Genomic DNA, 17,686 nt, shown 5'->3' with positions numbered 1-17,686 from the left:
CTGTCGAGTGCAACGAGGCTGCGATCTTATAATCGTCACGCCCGAAACAACATGTACCCCGCCACCACCAGACAGACACTGGCAAATCCCACCTGCAACGCCCGCGCCGGCACCTGCGCGCACAGCCTGCGGCCGATGATCATGCCGACGATGCTGGCGACAATGAAGGCTGCGCCCTGGTTGTCGATGCGCACGCCCGCCTGAAACGAGCCGATCACGCCGATCGCTGAAATCAGACTGATCACCATCAAGGACGTGGCGACGATACCGCGCATTTGCACATCGGTCAGTTGCTTGAAGGCCGGGACGATCAGGAACCCGCCACCGACGCCGAGCAATCCCGAGACCACACCGGTAATCGCCCCCAGAGCAGCCAGCGTGGCGGTGCATTTGGTGGTCCAGTCGAAGCGACCGGTCTGCTCGTTGAGCATGCAGTTCTTCTGGCCCCAACTGGCATGGCCGTGATCGCTCGGTCCCGCTTGCTGACGCTCTTTACGCAACATTCGCCAGGCCACCAGGACCATCAGCAGGCTGAACAGGATCATCAGAACCTTCTCCGGCAACTGATGTGCAAAGTAGATCCCCAGCGGCGAAAACACCGCGCCCAATGCTGCGATCAATAACGCCGCACGGTAACGCACCAGACCACGTCGCAAACCGTCAATGGCCCCGATCGCCGCCGCGCTGCCGACCGCAAACAGGGCCACCGGCGCCGCTTGCGTCATCGTCCAGCCCAGCCCGAGCACCAGCGCCGGCACGGCGAGAATCCCGCCACCCGCGCCGGTCAGGCCGAGGACCAACCCCATCACCACGCCAAACAGACTTGCCAGCAACATAGGGTTTTCTCAGTCGACCTTGGACAGACGCGTCAGCCACTCGCGGCCCTTGAGCATGCCGTGCCAGTAGAACCATGGCAGCCATGTTGCTTTCAGCCACCACGCCGACCGCCGGGGTACGGTCGGATCCAGCGGGAAAGTCGGCAGCAGTTTGCCGCCATAGCCGAACTCGGCGAGGATCACCTTGCCCTTCTCCACCGTCAGCGGGCACGAGCCGTAGCCGTCGTACTTGAGTGGCAGCGGCTGTTTTTTGCGTGCGGCCAGAAGGTTTTGCGCAACGACGACAACCTGCTTGCGCACCGCGGCCGCGGTTTTCGCGTTGCTGGTGCCGCAGGCATCGCCCAGGGCGAACACTTCGCGATAGCGCGGATGCTGCAGGCTGTGCGGATCGACCTCACACCACCCGCCGGCATCGGCCAGCGGGCTCTGCGCGATGAAGTCCGGCGACACCTGGGGTGGGACGACGTGGAGCAGATCAAAGGTTTTCGCTACGCGGCTGACGTTGCCATCGGCATCTTTGACTTCAAACCACGCGGTTTGCGCCGGGCCATCGACCTTGACGAGGTTTGAGTTGAACGCGAGTTGCGCGTTGTACTGTTCGATATATTTCATCAGCGGCGGCACGAAGGTCGGCACGCCAAACAGTGCGGCGCCGGCGAGATTGAATTCAACAATGATGTTGTGCAGCACCGCGCTTTTGCGCCAATGGTCGCAGGACAGGTACAGGGCTTTTTGCGGCGCGCCGGCGCATTTGATCGGCATCGCCGGCTGGGTGAACAGCGCCCGGCCGCCGCGCAGTTTCTGCACTTGATCCCAAGTGTATTGGGCGTGTTGATAGCTGTAGTTGGAAGTGACGCCGTGCTGACCGAGGCTTTCCTGCAACCCTTCGATTTTCTCCCAGGCCAGGCGCAGGCCGGGGCAGACGATCAGGTTCTGATAGCTGACGGTGCGTTGATCATCGAGGGTGAGCTGGCGGCTTTGCGGGTCGATGGCGCTGACGCTGGTCTGAATCCAGGTCGCCTGTCGCGGCATGACTTTGCTCATCGGTCTGACGGTGTCTTTCACATCGAAAGCGCCGCCGCCGACCAGCGTCCATGCCGGTTGGTAGTAGTGCTGTGAGCTCGGTTCGATCACGGTGATGTTGAGATGCGGGTCACGCTTGAGCAGGCTGGCGACTAGACCGATGCCGGCCGTCCCGCCGCCGATGACCACGATGTCTGCACTGATGGATGGGCCCCAGTGTTGATCGTTCATTGCTTGTTCCTTTTGCTGCACGCAAGGGTTTCAGTCTTCACACCCCAAAGCAGTGTGGGAGCGGGCTCGCTCGCGAAGGCGTCGTGTCAGGCAATGAATGTTCGACTGACACGCCGCTTTCGCGAGCAAGCCCGCTCCCACAACTGAAAGGGTGTGATAGCTGGCATTTATGGCTGTTCCCAGCTTTTGAGCACCGCTCCGCAATAAAGCCCCGAGAGGGTCTTCATCACCTGGATTACTTCGTGACTGGCCAGGCCATAGAAAATGTATTTGCCTTCCCGGCGAGTCGCGACCAGCCCTTCGTCGCGCAAGATACCCAGTTGCTGGGACAGCGTCGGCTGGCGTACGCCGGTCATGGTTTCCAGCTCGCCGACGTTGCGTTCGCCTTGTGTCAGTTGGCAGAGAATCAACAGGCGATCCTCGTTGGCCAGCGCTTTGAGCAGCGCGCAGGCTTTGGACGCCGAGGCGCGTAGTTGGGCGACTTCACATTCGGTCAGACTGGATTGCATTTGCACGAGGCCTTGAAGGTCACTTAAGCTGCGAACATTATGTTTTTACATAAACTGTTGCAACCCGAAATTCCCCAGCACAGGTTTCTGCCATGCCCGCCCTGATTGAAGCGTTTCTCGACCCCGCCTCCTCGACCTACAGCTATGTGGTCTACGAAGCCGACGGCGGGCATTGCGCAGTCGTCGACCCGGTGCTCGATTACGACGGTGCCGCCGGGCGCACCGGCACTGTGCAGGCAGACAAGATCATCGCGTTCGTGCGCGCACACCGCCTGCAGGTGCAGTGGTTGCTGGAAACTCACGCTCACGCCGACCACCTGTCAGCCGCGCCTTATTTGCGTCGGGAGCTGGGCGGCAAGATCGCCATTGGCGAATCGATCAGCAAAGTGCAGAACGTGTTCAAGGCGCTGTTCAATCTCGAGCCGGAATTTCGCGTCGATGGCTCGCAATTCGACCATCTGTTTGCACCGAATGAGTCGTTCATGATCGGCAATCTCAAAGCCACTGCCCTGCACGTTCCCGGCCATACCCCAGCGGACATGGCCTATCTGATCGGCGGTGAACAGATCCTCGTTGGCGACACGCTGTTCATGCCCGATGTCGGCACAGCGCGCTGCGATTTCCCCGGCGGCAATGCGCAGCAATTGTTCAAATCGATCCAGAAGCTGTTGGCTTTCCCGGCCAGCGTGACGCTTTACGTCTGCCACGATTACCCGCCCGAGGGCCGCGCCTCACAATGCCGGACCACGGTCGGCGAACAGCGCAAAAACAACATTCATGTACACGACGGCATCGATGAAGCGGCATTTGTCCAGATGCGTAACCAGCGTGATGCCGGGCTTGGAATGCCGACGTTGCTGCTGCCGGCCATTCAGGTAAATGTGCGCGCGGGAAACCTGCCAGCGGCCGAAGACAACGGCGTTGTGTACTTGAAAATCCCGCTCAACAAACTCTGACACACGACATTGCAGCCGGTCCGCTTCATCCCCCGCGTGTCACCAGCTTTCGGTGGCATTCGGCCGGAGTCAGCACTGCGCCGGCCGCCGAACGCACCGCTATGGTTTCGACGGGCTCGGCCCGCTCGTTGTCGAGCAACACCGAATGCTCCTCGCCTTGCGCGAACAGGAAGCGCTCGCCCCACTGGCGCAGGCTGACGACGATCGGAAACACCGCGCGGCCCATGTCGGTGAGCACGTATTCCTTGTAAGCACTGCCGTCGGACGCCGGTTGAATCTGCAATACACCGAGCTCGGCGAGCATTTTCAGTTTGACCGAGAGGATGTTCTTCGCCAGGCCCAGTCGCTTCTGGAATTCGCTGAACCGGCGTACGTCATCGAACGCATCGCGAATGATCATCAAGGCCCAGCGATCGCCGATCGCTTCAAGGGTCCGGGCGACGGGGCATTCGCTCTGAGCCAGTAATTGCTGTCGGGCCATGTTGCTCCTGGGGTGGTCGCTGAATGTGGTTGCATTTAACAACTCGAATGGATAAAGATCAATGCATCGGTCTCGTTTCAAAACCACATTACGAGGATGCAAGGATGCCCTGCCAGACGCAAACCCTGATCACCGCGCACACCGCAGCTGACAGCACAATGATTGGCCTGAGTCGCCTACAGACGTTTCTCTTTGCAATCACCTGCGCCATGGCCGTGGCCAACGTTTACTTCGCTCAGCCGTTGCTCGAAACCATGGCGCAAAGCCTCGGTGTTTCATCCGGGGCAATCGGCGTTGTTGTCACAGCCACACAAGCCGGGTATGCCCTCGGCCTGTTGTTCATCGTGCCGCTGGGTGATCTGCTCGATCGCAAGAAACTCATCGTCAGCCAATTGCTGTTGTCGGCGGTGGCGCTGTGTGCAGTCGGCTTGGCCGAGAGCTGGGGCGTGCTACTCGGTGCGATGGCGTTGGTAGGTCTGCTGGCGGTGGTGGTGCAAGTAGTGGTCGCCTGCACCGCCAGCCTGGCGAGCCCGGATGAGCGTGGTGCAGCCGTGGGCACCGTCACCAGCGGCGTGGTGCTCGGCATCCTGCTGGCGCGTTTCACCTCCGGGGTAGTTGCCGATCTGGCGGGCTGGCGCGCTGTCTATCTGGTCTCTGCAGCACTGATGGTCGGCATGGCGCTGCTGCTATGGCGTACCCTGCCCGCCACGGCGAAACCTCCCGCGCAGCGCGGTTACTGGCGATTGCTGCGCTCGGTGTTTCAATTGTTTTTGACTGAGCGCGTATTACGCATCAGAGGCACGTTCGCCCTGCTGATCTTCGCCGCATTCAGCGTTCTGTGGACATCGATGGTGCTGCCACTCAGCGCGCCGCCACTGTCGCTGTCGCATACGCAGATCGGCCTGTTTGGTCTGGCCGGGGTGGCGGGCGCGCTTGCCGCTGCGCGGGCCGGGCATCTGGCGGATCGGGGGCTGGGCAATCGCACCACCGGCATCGCCTTGGCAGTGTTGACCCTGTCCTGGCTGCCTATCGCGCTTGTCGAGCATTCGCTGCTGGCGATGGCCGTTGGCGTGATCCTGCTCGACTTCGCCGTGCAAGCAGTGCATGTGACCAATCAGAGCCTGATCTTCGCCGCACGACCCGACGCGCAGAGCCGACTGGTCGGCGCTTATATGTGTTTTTACTCGGTAGGCAGCGGCTTGGGCGCCATCGCGGCGACCTATAGCTACGCGCTGTTTGGCTGGGTGGGGGTGTGCATACTGGGCGCCGGGATCAGCACTGTTGCGTTGGTGTATTGGCTCTGGCTGGCGCGGGGTCACTTGCGCGACTGAACGCCTGTGGGAGCGAGCCTGCTCGCTCCCACAGGTTTTTACCAAGGGAGCTACTTGCCCTCCTCGGGCTTTTCGGTCTGCATTTGCACCGACGGCTTGCTCTTGTCGCTGTCCTTGTTGGGTGCGTCGTTGGAGTCAAAGCAGCCGCTCAACAGAAACATTGAACAGAGCCCCAGACATGCACAGATTTTTTTCATGACGGTCTCCTGTCAGCAGTGGTATCGCTACCCGGTTCAAGCTTGACCTTGATCCATCCGGATTGATGTTGATCAAACGCCTTGAATGCGGAAATCGCATCAGTCAACGGCTCATCCTGAGTCAGCACTTTCCCAGGATCGACGCGCCCGGCCTGGGTCATTTCGATCAGCTTGGGAATGTATTTGCGGTGATGACAGTTGCCCATGTTGATGCGCACGTTCTTGTTCATCGCCTCGCCGATCGGGAAGCTGTCGAACCCGGCGGGATAGACCCCGATGATGGAAATCGTGCCGGCCTTGGCCACAGCCTTCACCGCCCATTCCAGCGCTTGCGACGGCGCGTCTCCGGGTTGCCACTGCGCAGGATGATGATGGCCGTGATGGCAATGGTTAGCGTCGATGCCCACGGCTTCGATCACGCGATCCACGCCAATTTCGGCCGTCAAGCGAGCGATGGTTTCAACTGGATCTTCTTTTTCGAAGTTGATGCACTCGGCACCCAGCGCTTGAGCGCGAGCGAGGCGATCTTCCAGCCCGTCAATGGCGAACACGCGACCCGCGCCCATCAGCTTCGCGCTGATAATCGCAAACAGTCCGACCGGCCCGCAGCCGAACACTGCCACCGTGTCGCCGTCCTTGATTCGCGCCATGTCGGCGCCAAACCAGGCTGTAGGAAATATATCCGACATGGCGATTGCCTGGTCGTCGGTGATGGCATCCGGCAGTTTGATCAGGCCGATGTTGGCAAAGGGAATTCGCGCTTTTTCGGCTTGCAGGCCATCGAACGGCCCGGTGGTTTTCGGCCCGCCGAAGAATGAAGTGCCAGCGGTTTTTCCGTTGGGGTTGGCCACATCGCACTGGGCGAAATAGCCGGCACGGCAGTACGAGCAATTGCCGCAGGCAATGGTCGAAGGAATCAGCACGCGGTCGCCAATCTTGAGATTACGCACGTCTTCGCCAAGCGCTTCGACGATGCCCACGCCTTCATGTCCGAGAATCGTACCGGGCTGCATGTCCGGCGCGCTGCCACGAATGAAATGCAGATCGGTGCCGCAAATAGCCGATGCGGTGAGCCTGACAATGGCATCGGTTGGCGCTTGAATGGTTGGCTCGGGCACATCGTCCAGCCGAATATCACCGACGCCATGAAATACAACAGCTTTCATCGTTCACCTCCAATTTTCCGGATGGCGCTAATCCGCGTTCTCAGCCCTTGCTGTGCTCCGGCGACGAAGGCCCTTCCTTGACGCCGCGCGGGCCAGCGATGCCCCACACGATCAGGCCGAGCACCGGGAACACGATCAAGCCAATCGCCCAGGCGGCTTTGACGCCGACGCTCTTGTTGCTGCGAAACACGCTGACAATCGCCCACAGGTCGACCAGCAGAATGATCACCGCCACGGCGATGGAAAAATAACTCGCTGCCTCGTTCATTTCGCGATCCTCCAATGACTGGTAAGCATTGGGCTTTAGGGGCGATTGAGCGTTCAAAAAAATTGCCGGCGAACATCACCGGCGGCTCAACCTTTTCCTGAATCCTGCGGGATCACCGAAATCTTGCCGTTGCGTTCGATGATTGCGAATTTGATCTGCTCAATCGTTTCAATGCCTTGGCTGGAGCGGGCCGCCTCCATGATATCCGCCTCGACCAGCCGCGCATGGCGCAGCCGTCGGTGCAACAGCTTGCCATTCTCGACAATGATCGTCGGCTCGCCATCGATTAGCCGCGACACCCAGCCGGAACGTTGCTTGAGCAGGGAAAAACCGACATCCACGGCGATCAGCGTGATGATCACCAGAAACGCGTTGGTCAGCGAGAAATCATCGCCCAGCAATGCTTGCTGGGTGGCTTCGCCGATGATCATCAGCAAGACGAAATCAAACGTCGTCAGCTCGGCCAGCGAACGCCGGCCGGCAATTTTGAACAGCACCATCAGTGCCAGATACATCGCGAGTGCGCGCAAGACCGAATCCATGGGTCACCTATGGATAAATGAATTGATTGAGCTTCACGTCGCTCGAGCCGGGCATGCGGATATGGCTGCGAAACAGGCCCAGTCCGTCGCCGCGCAGCGTCAGGTAAAGCGTTGCCTGGCCCTGCGCATCCGCCTGCAACCACAGGCGCATGCCCTGTTTTGAGCTACGCATGCGCACCGGCGCCGGCTGCAGCGTTTCAATGCTGAAGCCATCGAGCAGTTCGCCGCCGATGTCCAGTTCGACGGTGGCTTCAGGCGCCACATGCACGCTGAGTTTCAGCGGATTGGTCGAGCCGTTGCGGTGGAACATCTCGTATTCGACCTGAACCCTGCCATCGGCGCTGCGGGCGTCCTGCGAACTCAGCACACCACGGGAAAACAGCCCCAACAGGCCCAAGAGCATGCACACCACCAACAGGTACCAACCGATGTGTTCGAAGCGCCAGACCTTCAGTTGATAAGCCATGTCCTCCTGTACCGGGAACTGCCTGCTACGCAGATCGGGATGGTCAGTATCATCCTTCATTGGCGCCACCCTCCTTCACCGCGCAAGGCACGACGGTGAAAATCCGGCAGTTGCTGCAAGGTGAATTCCGAGGCTCGGGTCTGCACTTCGCTGCGTGACCCGGGAAACCATTGCTGGGTGCTGAACAGAAAATGTTGCTGATCGAACTGAAATGCCCAGGCGAAACATACCGTTCCCGCTTTGATCCCATCCATATCGTCGGGACCGAGAATGCCGGTGGTGGCGACTGCTACATTGGCCGTGCTGTCGCGCAGCGCACCGATGGCCATTTCACTGGCGACTTCAACGCTGGTCAGGTTGAAGGTTTCCATGGTCGCCGGGCTGACGTGCAGCAAGCGCTGCTTGGCCTGCGGCGAATAGACCACGTAACCGCATTCGATCAGTTTGCCGCTGCCGGGCACTTCTGACAGCAGCATGACGATTTCCCCGGCCGTGCAGGATTCGGCGGTGGTGATCACCAACGACTGTTGACGCAGGTATTCAATCGTTTCCTTGGCAATGGACATGGCGTGCTCTCGAAGCTGTTATTGCCGGTTGACCGTGCGCTGCGCTGATCATTCCGCTGGATTGGATGAGCGTATGAAGCCTCTTGCAGAGAAAGTTTTCCGCCCTGTCCAGCGCGATCACCTACCCTCATAGACTGTGTGAACCACTTGAGTCCGCCGTCCCCATGCGCTGTTCATTCAAGCCACTGTTTTTCATCCTGTTCCTGCTGCTGATACCGGGCAGCGCTGCGCTGTGGGCGGCGGACCTTGCAGCGCCGGCCAACTCAGGCGCAGCGCCGTTGCCGGTGATTTCGCAAAGCGATCTGCAAGCCCTGCAACAACGCCTCGATGGGCTCAAGCAGCAGATTTCGGCTGCAAACAACTACAACCAGCTCGAAGGTCCGCAGGATCGGGTCCAGGCGTTCATTCTCGATGTCGACCGATTGTCGGCTGCGCTGTTGCCGCAGCAGGCGCAACTGGCCGTGCAACTGGGCGTGCTCGGCACGGCGCCAGACGCCGAGGTGGCCGCCGAGCAAGCCGATATCGTCGCGCAGCGGGCGGCACTGGCGGAGCAGAAAAGCAAGGTCGATGGCACGCTCAAAAGCCTCGCCGCACTGAAACAGAATGCCGCCGATCTGATCACGCAAATCGCGGGCATCCGTCGCACGCTGCTGGAAAGCGAACTGACCTTGAGTACCCGCAGCGTATTGAGCCCGAATTTCTGGGCGCCACTGGCCAATCCAAGCGAGGACGACCGCCAGCGGCTGCGACTGTTCGTTGCGCAGGTGAGTGACGTCTGGGCCACGGTCTGGGCGCCGGGCGAACGTTTTTTTACCTGCGTACTGGTGCTGTTGGCGCTGCTGGTCTGGACGCTCGGCCGGCGTTTGGCTGAGCGCGGGCTGACCTGGTTCTGCATTCACCGGGTGGCGGAAGGCCGCCTTCGCCGCAGTGCCTTGGCATTCGCCTCAGCCATCGCGACCTTCATCACCACCGCCATCGCCCTGAAACTGCTGTTCTACGCCTGCACTCGCCACGAAGCCCTGCCGCCGGTGCTGGAAACGTTTTCCGAAGAGTTCGAAAAAGTCGTGTATGCCTGCGTACTGATCACCGGGCTCAGCCGCGCGCTGCTGTCGACCGAACATCCGTCGTGGCGCCTGCCGGCCATTGCCGATCCGGTGGCGCTCGCCCTCAAGCCTTATCCGCGAATCCTCGCCTGCTCTCTACTGGTCTTGGTGACGCTGGTACAGGTTGGCAACGCCACGGGCATGAGCAGCCACATCGTCATGGCCGGGCGCGGCGTTATTTCGATGGTGGTACTGGCGATCATCGGCACGATGTTGTTGCGCGTCGGCAACGTGCGCAAGGCGCTGGTCGCGGCCAATGACGCCACGGCGGTAAACAGCGTGTTCGCCGGGCTGATCTACAGCGTTGCCAGCGTTTCGATGTTTGTCTCGGCCATCGCGTTGCTGGCGGGGTATGTCTCGCTGGCGCGGTTCATCAGTTATGAACTGGTGTGGGGCTACATCGTGCTGTCGGGCTTCTACCTGCTGATTCAGCTGGTCAAGGACGCCTGCGAACACCTTTTTTCGCCCAAACACGCGAGCGGCAAAGCACTCAAGCAACTGCTCGGCATCAGCGATCGGCGCCTCGATCAGATTTCGATTCTGCTGTCCGGATTCAGTCGCGCCGGACTGATGTTGATGGCCCTGATTTCATTGTTCGTCGGCGGCATTGGCACCACGCTCGGCCAGTTGCTGACCAACATCATGTCGATCCTCGGCGGCGCGGGTTTGCGCAAGCTGAACATCGTGCCGGGGCATCTGCTCAACGCGCTGCTGGCGCTGCTGATCGGCATCTGGCTGATCCGCGCATTGAGCCGCTGGCTCGACAATGAATTTTTGCCCAAGACCGACATGGACCCGGGCATGTGCGCGTCGCTGAGCACGCTGTTTTCCAACATCGGCTACGCCTTTGTGATTCTGCTGACGCTGTCGTCGTTGGGTGTGCAGTGGACCAACCTGGCGTGGATTGTCAGTGCGCTTTCGGTGGGCATCGGCTTTGGCTTGCAGGAGATCGTCAAGAACTTCGTTTCCGGCCTGATTCTGCTCACCGAGCGCCCGGTCAAGGTCGGCGACCTGATCAGCATCAGCGGCGTCGAGGGCGATATCCGGCGGATCAACGTGCGCGCCACGGAAATCCAGCTCAGCGACCGCTCGATCGTGATCGTGCCCAACTCACAACTGATCTCGCAGAATCTGCGCAACGTTACCCTCGGCGGCAGCGCTCAGGGCGTGGCGTCGCTGGAGCTGGTGTTTCCACTGGATATCGATCCTGAGGAGGTCAAGCAACTGCTGCTCGACATCTATCACGAGAACGAAACCATCCTCGACAAACCCGGGCCGTTCGTGCGCTTCAGCAAATTGTCCCCGGACGGCATTACGTTGACGGTCACCGGTTATGTCGGCAGCCCAAGGATCGTCGGGCTGACCAAAAGCGACCTGTTGTTCGAAGTGCTCAAGCGCCTGGGCGCCGCTGGAATTGTGCTGGCGAAGCCGCCAGCGACGTGATTCGGTTACCGCTCGCCCGAACTGTCGATGCCGATCGTGCTGGTGCGTGGCGTCAGCTCGAACGGCAGGATCACGTGCCTGTCTGGCAGCGGCTGTTTTTCGATCAGGGCAATCAGCATCTCGACCGCTTTTGTTCCAAAGGCCTCGGCCGGTTGCGAGATGGTGGTCAGCGGCGGATCGCAGTACGCGGCCATGGGAATGTCGTCGAAGCCGACCAGTGAAATGTCCTCGGGCACCCGCAGCCCCGCTTGCCGGATGCGCTTGAGCGCGCCGATGGCCATTTCATCATTTTCACAGAACAGCGCAGTGGGTCTGTTGGTCAGCGCAAGCATCTTTTCCGCTCCGGCGAAACCGGCTTCGAGGCTGAAGTTGCCATGACAGATCAGTGCCTCGTCGAAGGCGATAGCGGCTTGACGCAATGCCGCTTCGTAGCCCTCCAGACGATCACGGGTCAGCGGGCTGTTCTTCGAGCCTTTGATCAGGCCGATGCGTCGATGCCCCAAAGTGATCAGGTGCTCGGTCATGGCTTTGGCAGCGGCGACGTTGTCCAGGCTGATGGTCGGATAACGCCCTGCCTTGATCACTTCACAAGCGTTGACGAGCGGCGGCAAATCGGCGTCTGCTGGCGCGTTTTCGAATGGATCGTAGGCGCGCAACTGGATCACACCGTCGGCTTGATGGGCGTACACCAGCTCGGCGAACTGCCGCTCCAGCTCTTCCCGCCCTTGGGTGTCGCAGAGCAGCAAGCGATAGCCGGCGGCCTGCGCCGCTTGCTGCGCGCCGCTGATGACCCGGGCGAAAAAGGTGTTGGCGATGGTCGGCACCAGAATCACCAGATTGCCGGTGCGCCGCGAGCGGAATTGCACCGCCATGAGGTTCGGCCGATAGCCCGCCTGCTCCACCGCGGCCATCACGCGCTCACGGGTTGGCGCGAGGACGCGCTCGGGCGATTTCAGCGTCCTCGACACCGTCGCCACGGAAACGCCTGCCAGCCGAGCCACTTCGCGAATATTGGACAAAACCACCTCGTTGTTTAACACCGATCAGGCGCGGAGCTTACCGCAGGCGACGACCGATCGAAATGCTGTCAATCATCCGCTCTCGTTTGACACCCGGCTGTTTCGCGCCTAGATTTTGCTCCACGATGTAACCGGTTACATCATTGATCAGAATTGCATCCAGCTACCGAGACGACTGCCATGTACGCTGCCGCAACAAAAATAAGAATGGGTTTTGTCGGAGGCGGTGAAGGCGCCTTCATCGCCCGCGCCCACCGGCAAGCTGCCGGCCTGGATGGACGCTTCGAACTGGTCTGCGGCGCGTTCAGCCGCGACTGCGAGAATAATCAGCGCACCGCTGCTGCACTGGGTGTGCCCGCCGAGCGTTGTTACGACGATTGGCAAACACTGCTCACCGGCGAGGCCGCACTGCCCGCCGAACAGCGCATGCAACTGCTGATCATCGTCACGCCCAATCATCTGCACGCACCGATTGCCCGTGAAGCATTGAGCGCCGGTTTCCACGTGTTCAGTGAGAAACCCGCGGCGCTTAACCTGGCCGAGGTGCAAGCGCTGCATTCGGTGGTCATCAATAGCCAGCGCATTTACGCGCTGGCGCACACCTACCTCGGCTATGCGATGGTCTGGCAGGCCCGCGAAATGGTCGCCAGCGGCGTGCTCGGGCGCGTGCGCAAAGTCATCGTCGAATACCCGCAAGGCTGGCTCAGCTCCGATGTCGCCGGGCAAGGCAACAAACAGGCCGGCTGGCGCGACGACCCGGCGCAATCCGGGATCGGCGGCTGCATCGGCGACATCGGCACCCACGCATTTTCCCTGGCCGAATTTGTTGCCGGTCAGCCGATGCAGTTCATCAGTGCAATGCTTGGTTCGCATGTCGAGGGCCGGCAGTTGGATGACGATGTGGCGATGCTGTTCAGGATGAGCGACGGCGCCAGCGGCGTATTGCTTGCCAGTCAGGTTTGCGCCGGTGAAGAAAATCCGCTGAAGATCCGCGTCTACGGGGACAAGGGTGGGCTGGAGTGGCGGCAGGAAGAGCCGGCCACTCTGATTCATCGGCCATTGAATGAATCGATGCGCGTGCTGCGATCCGGGGTCGGTCAGCCGTGGTTGTGTGCCGCCGCAAACCAACGCATGCGCCTGCCTGCCGGGCATCCTGAAGGTTATCTGGAGGCCATGGCCAATCTGTACGGCGATCTCGCAGAGGCAATTCTTCACGACACCGGACGCCATCAGGCGCCGGGTGTACCGGGTATCGAGACAGGCCTGCGCGGCATGGCTTTCATCGAAACCGCCATTGCCAATCACCTGGGCAACGCAAAGTGGAGCGAGATCCCGGGCCAACTGACAGGAGCCACGAACAATGATGAATGATCAGCAGACCGCTACGGGCCTGAAAGGCCCAGGCATCTTCCTCGCACAGTTCATCGCTGATGAAGCGCCCTTCGACTCGCTCGCCAACATCGCCAAATGGGCGGCGTCGCAAGGTTACAAAGCCATCCAGGTACCGACCCTCGGCACACGGTTCATCGATTTGCAGCGCGCTGCTGAAAGTCAGGATTACTGCGACGAACTTATCGGCGTCTGCGCCCGCGCCGGTGTAGTCATCAGCGAGTTATCGACGCACCTGCAAGGGCAACTGGTCGCGGTACATCCGGCATTCGACAGCCTGTTCGACGACTTCGCCCCAGCGGCACTGCGCGGCAAACCCGGCGAGCGCACCGAGTGGGCCATCGAACAGCTGAAACTGGCGGCCCGTGCCAGTCAGCGCTTGGGACTCACCGCCCACGCAACTTTTTCCGGCGCCCTGCTCTGGCCCTACGTCTATCCGTGGCCGCAACGCCCGGCTGGATTGGTCGAGCAAGGCTTCGCTGAACTGGGCAAACGCTGGCTGCCGATACTCGACTGCTTCGAAGAGGCTGGCGTTGATCTGTGCTACGAAATCCATCCTGGCGAGGACCTGCATGACGGCGCGTCGTTCGAGCAGTTTCTCGAAGCGGTGAATCATCATCCTCGCGCTGCGATTTTGTATGACCCGAGCCATCTGTTACTGCAGCAGATGGACTACCTCGGCTTCATCGATCGCTACCACGACCGCATCCGCATGTTCCACGTCAAGGATGCCGAATTTCGCCCCGATGCGCGTTCCGGCGTCTACGGCGGTTATCAGGGCTGGGTCGAACGCCCCGGGCGCTTCCGTTCGCTGGGCGATGGCCAGATCGATTTCAAATCGATCTTCAGCAAATTGTGCCAATACGAGTTCAACGGCTGGGCGGTGCTGGAGTGGGAATGCTGTCTGAAAGATTCCGCGCAGGGTGCGGCCGAGGGTGCGGCTTTCATCGAGCGGCACATGATCCGCAAGACCGCCAAGGCCTTCGACGATTTCGCCGGGGTCAGCGCTGACGCCGCTTCCAATCGGCGCCTGCTCGGCCTGGCCGACGACTGATTCAGCCGCGTTTACCGACATAAAAACAATACGGTGATCTGAAATGAACGTAATGAATGCGCGACTCAGCGTGATGATGTTTTTGCAGTTTTTTATCTGGGGTGGCTGGTTCGTCACCCTCGGCACTTTTCTGGCTACGACGCTCGCTGCCAGCGGTGCGCAGGTCGGCATGGCGTTCGCTACGCAATCCTGGGGCGCGATTGTGGCGCCGTTTGTCATTGGCCTGATTGCCGATCGGTTTTTCAATGCCGAACGCATTCTTGCGGTGCTGCATCTGCTCGGCGCGGTGCTGCTCTATCAGCTCTATCGCGCAGCGGACTTCAGCGTGTTTTATCCCTACGTACTCGCCTACATGATGGTCTACATGCCAACGCTGGCACTGGTCAACGCCGTGGCGTTCCGCCAGATCAAAGATCCGGCGCTGGAGTTCTCGCGCATTCGCGTGTGGGGCACGGTGGGCTGGATTGTCGCCGGCGTGGTTATCAGCTTCGTATTCGCCTGGGACTCGCAACAAAGCATCGTGGCGGGAGGCTTGCGCAATACTTTCCTGATGTCCGCCGTGGCGTCGCTGCTGTTGGGGCTTTACAGCTTCAGCCTGCCGAACACTGCGCCGCTGAAGAACGCCGCAGGCGCATCCAGCCTCAAGCAGATGCTCGGCGTCGATGCGCTGGGTTTGCTCAAGGATCGCAGTTATCTGGTGTTCTTCCTTGCCTCAATCCTGATCTGCATCCCACTGGCGTTCTATTACCAGAATGCCAATCCGTTTCTGGCCGAGATCGGCGTGCCCAACCCAACGGCAAAGATGACCATCGGTCAGGTGTCGGAAGTGCTGTTCATGCTGCTGTTGCCGCTGTTCATCCATCGTTTTGGTATCAAAATCGCCCTGCTGGTGGGCATGGCGGCATGGGCGTTGCGTTATGTGCTGTTTGCTTTCGGCAATAACGACGATCAGGCATTCATGTTGCTGATCGGCATTGCCCTGCACGGCGTGTGCTACGACTTCTTTTTCGTTTCCGGGCAGATCTACACCGACGCAAAGGCACCGGAACGCTTCCGCAGCTCAGCGCAAGGCTTGATCACCTTGGCCACGTACGGGTTGGGCATGTTGATGGGTTTCTGGATTGCGGGGCGGATCACTGACCACTTCACTTCGAGTGCGGGCCATGACTGGAGAAGCATCTGGCTGTTCCCTGCCGGTTTTTCCGTGGCGGTATTGCTGTGTTTCTGGGCAACGTTCAAGGGTCGCAATCGCGACAAGGCCGTACTGCCGACGACGATTTAACTGAACATCGTGGCGCTTGAGCCAAACGAATGCCGCTTGTGTTTGAGGCGGCATTCGCTGTCGATGCTCATTGTTGCACTCAAGCTGTACGGCGTTCGAGCAGGCGGTCGGCACCGCCTTCAGCGACCAGGTTACCTTTCAGGCGATCGGAGCCGTCGGCAGCGACTGCATCGCTGAACAATGGATCGGTTTCGGTCGCGGCTACGGCGTCACTGAACAGTGGGTCGGTTTCAGTGGCAGCGAAGGCATTCAGTGCAAAAACCGAGAAAGCGATACCGAGGATAGTCTGGCGTTTCATGATGGTGTGCTCCGAGGTGCAGTGATTGGGAATGGAACTGATCTTACGCCGCACCGTGGATATGAGAACTTCATTGACTTAATGGTTGTTATTGACGCAATCAATAGCTGGTTGAGCATGAGCCACCATCGGGTCGATATTCGTGATATTGCTTACGTCTCCAAGCGAAACGCCTTACAAAGTCGAAAAGCATACAACCGAAAATCTTATATTTGACAGCCTTATGCACACGAAAAAGACCCGTACCAGTCGAAACCGAAACGGGTCTTTCTCACTCAGACAACCTTTACAAGTCGTCAAAGTGATCTCGCAGGAACTCGTAAAAGCGCAAGGCTTTCAACAATCCCCATTACAAGGCTCAGCGTTCGCAGCAAAAGCTTCAAACGTTTAGGCCTCCAGGGCTGGCGGCCAAACCTGCAGCAAACTTACCGGACCATGCGTGCCTTCAGCCGACTGGTTAAGGTGGCTGGTGAAGCACATGGCTTCGATCGCAAATTGAGGCCAACCAAAAACCGCCCCGCGAAGGCGGTTTTTTTTCGTCTGCATTTTCTTGCGAAACCCTTCTCCCATCACATCTCCCAGCTCGAGTTCCCCTCCTCACCTGCACAAATCTTCTAAACACTCTCCAGCTCCACGCGGTATCGTAAAAACGCCCCTGCTCAACCGCCCCTGGAGTACTCCCATGGACAAACGCAACTGGATCTCCCTGTCCCAGGATGTCGATACCGGGATCGAGTCGATTCGTGCGCATTTCCGTGGGCATGCTTACGATCCGCACTGGCACGACAGTTTTCTCGTCGGCGTTACCGAGCAAGGCGTGCAGCAGTTCAATTGTCGACGTGTGCGTCATCGCAGTACGCCGGGGCATGTGTTTTTGCTCGAGCCGGGTGAAATCCACGATGGCCATGCGCCGACCGAGGACGGCTTCACCTACTCGATGCTGTACCTCGATCCGCACTGGCTGGAGCGCGAACTGCACGCGCTGTTCGAAGAGGCGCCCGCCGACAGCCACCCGGGCTTTGCCGATACCCTGAGCCACGATCCGCGTCTGTCGATGGCAATCGTGCAAGCCTTCCACGCCTTGCACGACGGTGACTTGCGTATCGTCCGGCAGACGGCGCTGGATGGCCTGCTGGCGTCCCTCACCCGCCATCTCGACTGGCGCAAGCGTCAGGACGTCGATCCGCGCCTGCCACTGGTTGCGCAGGTTGCGCGCGACTATCTGCATGCCCGCACCTACGAAGACATCGGCCTCGACGACCTCGCCAAAGCGTGCGGCGTCGATCGTTTTCGCCTGACCCGCGCGTTCAAGGCCGCTTTCGGCCTGGCGCCGCACGCTTATCTCATCCAGTTGCGCCTGGCCAAAGCGCGGCAATTGCTCGCGCGCGGTGAGACGCCGGCACAGGTGGCCAGCGTGCTCGGATTTGCCGATCAGAGTCATCTTGGGCGCTGGTTCCGCCGCGCTTATCAACTGACCCCGGCGGACTACCGCAAACGCTGCTCAAATCTTCCAGACTGACGCCCCG

At 60.0% G+C, this 17,686-nt stretch carries 19 protein-coding genes; 7 read left to right on the top strand and 12 right to left on the bottom strand.

The window, feature by feature from the left end; translation table 11 throughout:
* Nucleotides 1–35: 35 nt before the first annotated feature.
* The 3 genes from ACP7D9_RS01400 to ACP7D9_RS01390 all read right to left on the bottom strand — a co-directional run bounded on the left by ACP7D9_RS01400 (nt 36) and on the right by ACP7D9_RS01390 (nt 2,599).
* Nucleotides 36–836 (bottom strand): sulfite exporter TauE/SafE family protein, encoded by an 801-nt coding sequence (locus ACP7D9_RS01400; RefSeq protein ID WP_426155213.1) that lies wholly within the window; start codon nt 834–836, stop codon nt 36–38.
* Between the two features lie 9 nt (nt 837–845).
* On the bottom strand, nt 846–2,090 hold the full coding sequence (locus tag ACP7D9_RS01395) for an FAD-dependent oxidoreductase (RefSeq protein WP_426155211.1): 1,245 nt from the start codon (nt 2,088–2,090) through the stop codon (nt 846–848).
* A 167-nt stretch (nt 2,091–2,257) separates the two neighbouring features.
* Nucleotides 2,258–2,599: an ArsR/SmtB family transcription factor gene (locus tag ACP7D9_RS01390; protein WP_008086967.1), complete on the bottom strand. Its 342-nt coding sequence runs from the start codon at nt 2,597–2,599 to the stop codon at nt 2,258–2,260.
* Between the two features lie 92 nt (nt 2,600–2,691).
* On the opposite strand from ACP7D9_RS01390, the gene ACP7D9_RS01385 reads away from it, so the two are divergent.
* On the top strand, nt 2,692–3,555 hold the full coding sequence (locus ACP7D9_RS01385) for an MBL fold metallo-hydrolase (protein ID WP_426155209.1): 864 nt from the start codon (nt 2,692–2,694) through the stop codon (nt 3,553–3,555).
* 25 nt (nt 3,556–3,580) lie between these two features.
* Here ACP7D9_RS01385 and ACP7D9_RS01380 read toward each other — a convergent pair whose 3' ends face one another.
* Nucleotides 3,581–4,036 carry a winged helix-turn-helix transcriptional regulator gene (locus ACP7D9_RS01380; RefSeq protein WP_426155207.1) on the bottom strand — a complete coding sequence of 152 codons (456 nt, stop codon included), beginning with the start codon at nt 4,034–4,036 and terminating at the stop codon, nt 3,581–3,583.
* Between the two features lie 158 nt (nt 4,037–4,194).
* Between ACP7D9_RS01380 and ACP7D9_RS01375 the strand changes: the two genes are divergently transcribed.
* Nucleotides 4,195–5,367, top strand: coding sequence for an MFS transporter (locus tag ACP7D9_RS01375; RefSeq protein ID WP_426155582.1), 1,173 nt, complete (start codon nt 4,195–4,197; stop codon nt 5,365–5,367).
* Nucleotides 5,368–5,417: 50 nt separating this feature from the next.
* Here ACP7D9_RS01375 and ACP7D9_RS01370 read toward each other — a convergent pair whose 3' ends face one another.
* The 6 genes from ACP7D9_RS01370 to ACP7D9_RS01345 form a co-directional block, all read right to left on the bottom strand.
* The gene (locus ACP7D9_RS01370) at nt 5,418–5,564 is read right to left on the bottom strand and encodes a hypothetical protein (RefSeq protein ID WP_178081127.1); all 147 of its coding nucleotides are present in this window, start codon (nt 5,562–5,564) and stop codon (nt 5,418–5,420) included.
* Entirely contained in the window at nt 5,561–6,730 is a 1,170-nt protein-coding gene (locus ACP7D9_RS01365; RefSeq protein WP_426155204.1) for a zinc-dependent alcohol dehydrogenase, read from the bottom strand. Before ACP7D9_RS01365 ends, ACP7D9_RS01370 begins: the two co-directional genes overlap by 4 nt.
* Nucleotides 6,731–6,770: 40 nt before the next feature.
* Nucleotides 6,771–6,998, bottom strand: coding sequence for a PLD nuclease N-terminal domain-containing protein (locus ACP7D9_RS01360; protein WP_024012535.1), 228 nt, complete (start codon nt 6,996–6,998; stop codon nt 6,771–6,773).
* A gap of 86 nt (nt 6,999–7,084) precedes the next feature.
* The gene (locus ACP7D9_RS01355) at nt 7,085–7,540 is read right to left on the bottom strand and encodes a DUF421 domain-containing protein (RefSeq protein ID WP_101155277.1); all 456 of its coding nucleotides are present in this window, start codon (nt 7,538–7,540) and stop codon (nt 7,085–7,087) included.
* Between the two features lie 7 nt (nt 7,541–7,547).
* Nucleotides 7,548–8,066 carry a hypothetical protein gene (locus ACP7D9_RS01350; protein WP_101155279.1) on the bottom strand — a complete coding sequence of 173 codons (519 nt, stop codon included), beginning with the start codon at nt 8,064–8,066 and terminating at the stop codon, nt 7,548–7,550.
* Nucleotides 8,063–8,572, bottom strand: a complete 510-nt coding sequence (locus tag ACP7D9_RS01345) for a CinA family protein (protein WP_426155201.1) — start codon at nt 8,570–8,572, stop codon at nt 8,063–8,065. Before ACP7D9_RS01345 ends, ACP7D9_RS01350 begins: the two co-directional genes overlap by 4 nt.
* 164 nt (nt 8,573–8,736) lie before the next feature.
* On the opposite strand from ACP7D9_RS01345, the gene ACP7D9_RS01340 reads away from it, so the two are divergent.
* Nucleotides 8,737–11,118 carry a DUF3772 domain-containing protein gene (locus ACP7D9_RS01340; RefSeq protein WP_397478887.1) on the top strand — a complete coding sequence of 794 codons (2,382 nt, stop codon included), beginning with the start codon at nt 8,737–8,739 and terminating at the stop codon, nt 11,116–11,118.
* A gap of 5 nt (nt 11,119–11,123) precedes the next feature.
* Here the strand turns inward: ACP7D9_RS01340 and ACP7D9_RS01335 are convergent, their stop codons facing one another.
* Complete coding sequence (locus ACP7D9_RS01335; protein ID WP_426155199.1) at nt 11,124–12,137, bottom strand: LacI family DNA-binding transcriptional regulator; 1,014 nt, start codon at nt 12,135–12,137, stop codon at nt 11,124–11,126.
* 180 nt (nt 12,138–12,317) lie between these two features.
* On the opposite strand from ACP7D9_RS01335, the gene ACP7D9_RS01330 reads away from it, so the two are divergent.
* The 3 genes from ACP7D9_RS01330 to ACP7D9_RS01320 are packed head-to-tail and all read left to right on the top strand — an operon-like array spanning nt 12,318 to nt 15,862.
* A complete protein-coding gene (locus tag ACP7D9_RS01330; protein ID WP_426155197.1) occupies nt 12,318–13,508 on the top strand; it encodes a Gfo/Idh/MocA family protein in 1,191 nt (396 codons plus the stop codon).
* Nucleotides 13,498–14,580 carry a sugar phosphate isomerase/epimerase family protein gene (locus ACP7D9_RS01325; RefSeq protein WP_426155195.1) on the top strand — a complete coding sequence of 361 codons (1,083 nt, stop codon included), beginning with the start codon at nt 13,498–13,500 and terminating at the stop codon, nt 14,578–14,580. The genes ACP7D9_RS01330 and ACP7D9_RS01325 overlap by 11 nt, the downstream gene beginning before the upstream one ends.
* 43 nt (nt 14,581–14,623) lie before the next feature.
* A complete protein-coding gene (locus ACP7D9_RS01320) occupies nt 14,624–15,862 on the top strand; it encodes a nucleoside permease (protein ID WP_313004712.1) in 1,239 nt (412 codons plus the stop codon).
* Nucleotides 15,863–15,941: 79 nt separating this feature from the next.
* On the opposite strand, the gene ACP7D9_RS01315 is transcribed toward ACP7D9_RS01320, so the two are convergent.
* Nucleotides 15,942–16,160, bottom strand: coding sequence for a hypothetical protein (locus ACP7D9_RS01315; RefSeq protein ID WP_101155291.1), 219 nt, complete (start codon nt 16,158–16,160; stop codon nt 15,942–15,944).
* Nucleotides 16,161–16,842: 682 nt separating this feature from the next.
* Here ACP7D9_RS01315 and ACP7D9_RS01310 point away from each other — a divergent pair.
* A complete protein-coding gene (locus tag ACP7D9_RS01310) occupies nt 16,843–17,679 on the top strand; it encodes an AraC family transcriptional regulator (protein ID WP_426155192.1) in 837 nt (278 codons plus the stop codon).
* The last annotated feature ends 7 nt before the right edge of the window (nt 17,680–17,686 follow it).

Origin of the sequence: Pseudomonas sp. TSRC2-2 (assembly GCF_049897785.1) — a bacterium.
In the GTDB taxonomy this organism is placed as follows: domain Bacteria; phylum Pseudomonadota; class Gammaproteobacteria; order Pseudomonadales; family Pseudomonadaceae; genus Aquipseudomonas.
The sequence above is the reverse complement of the archived record's forward strand: the minus strand, read 5'-3'. Positions and strand labels throughout refer to the sequence as shown.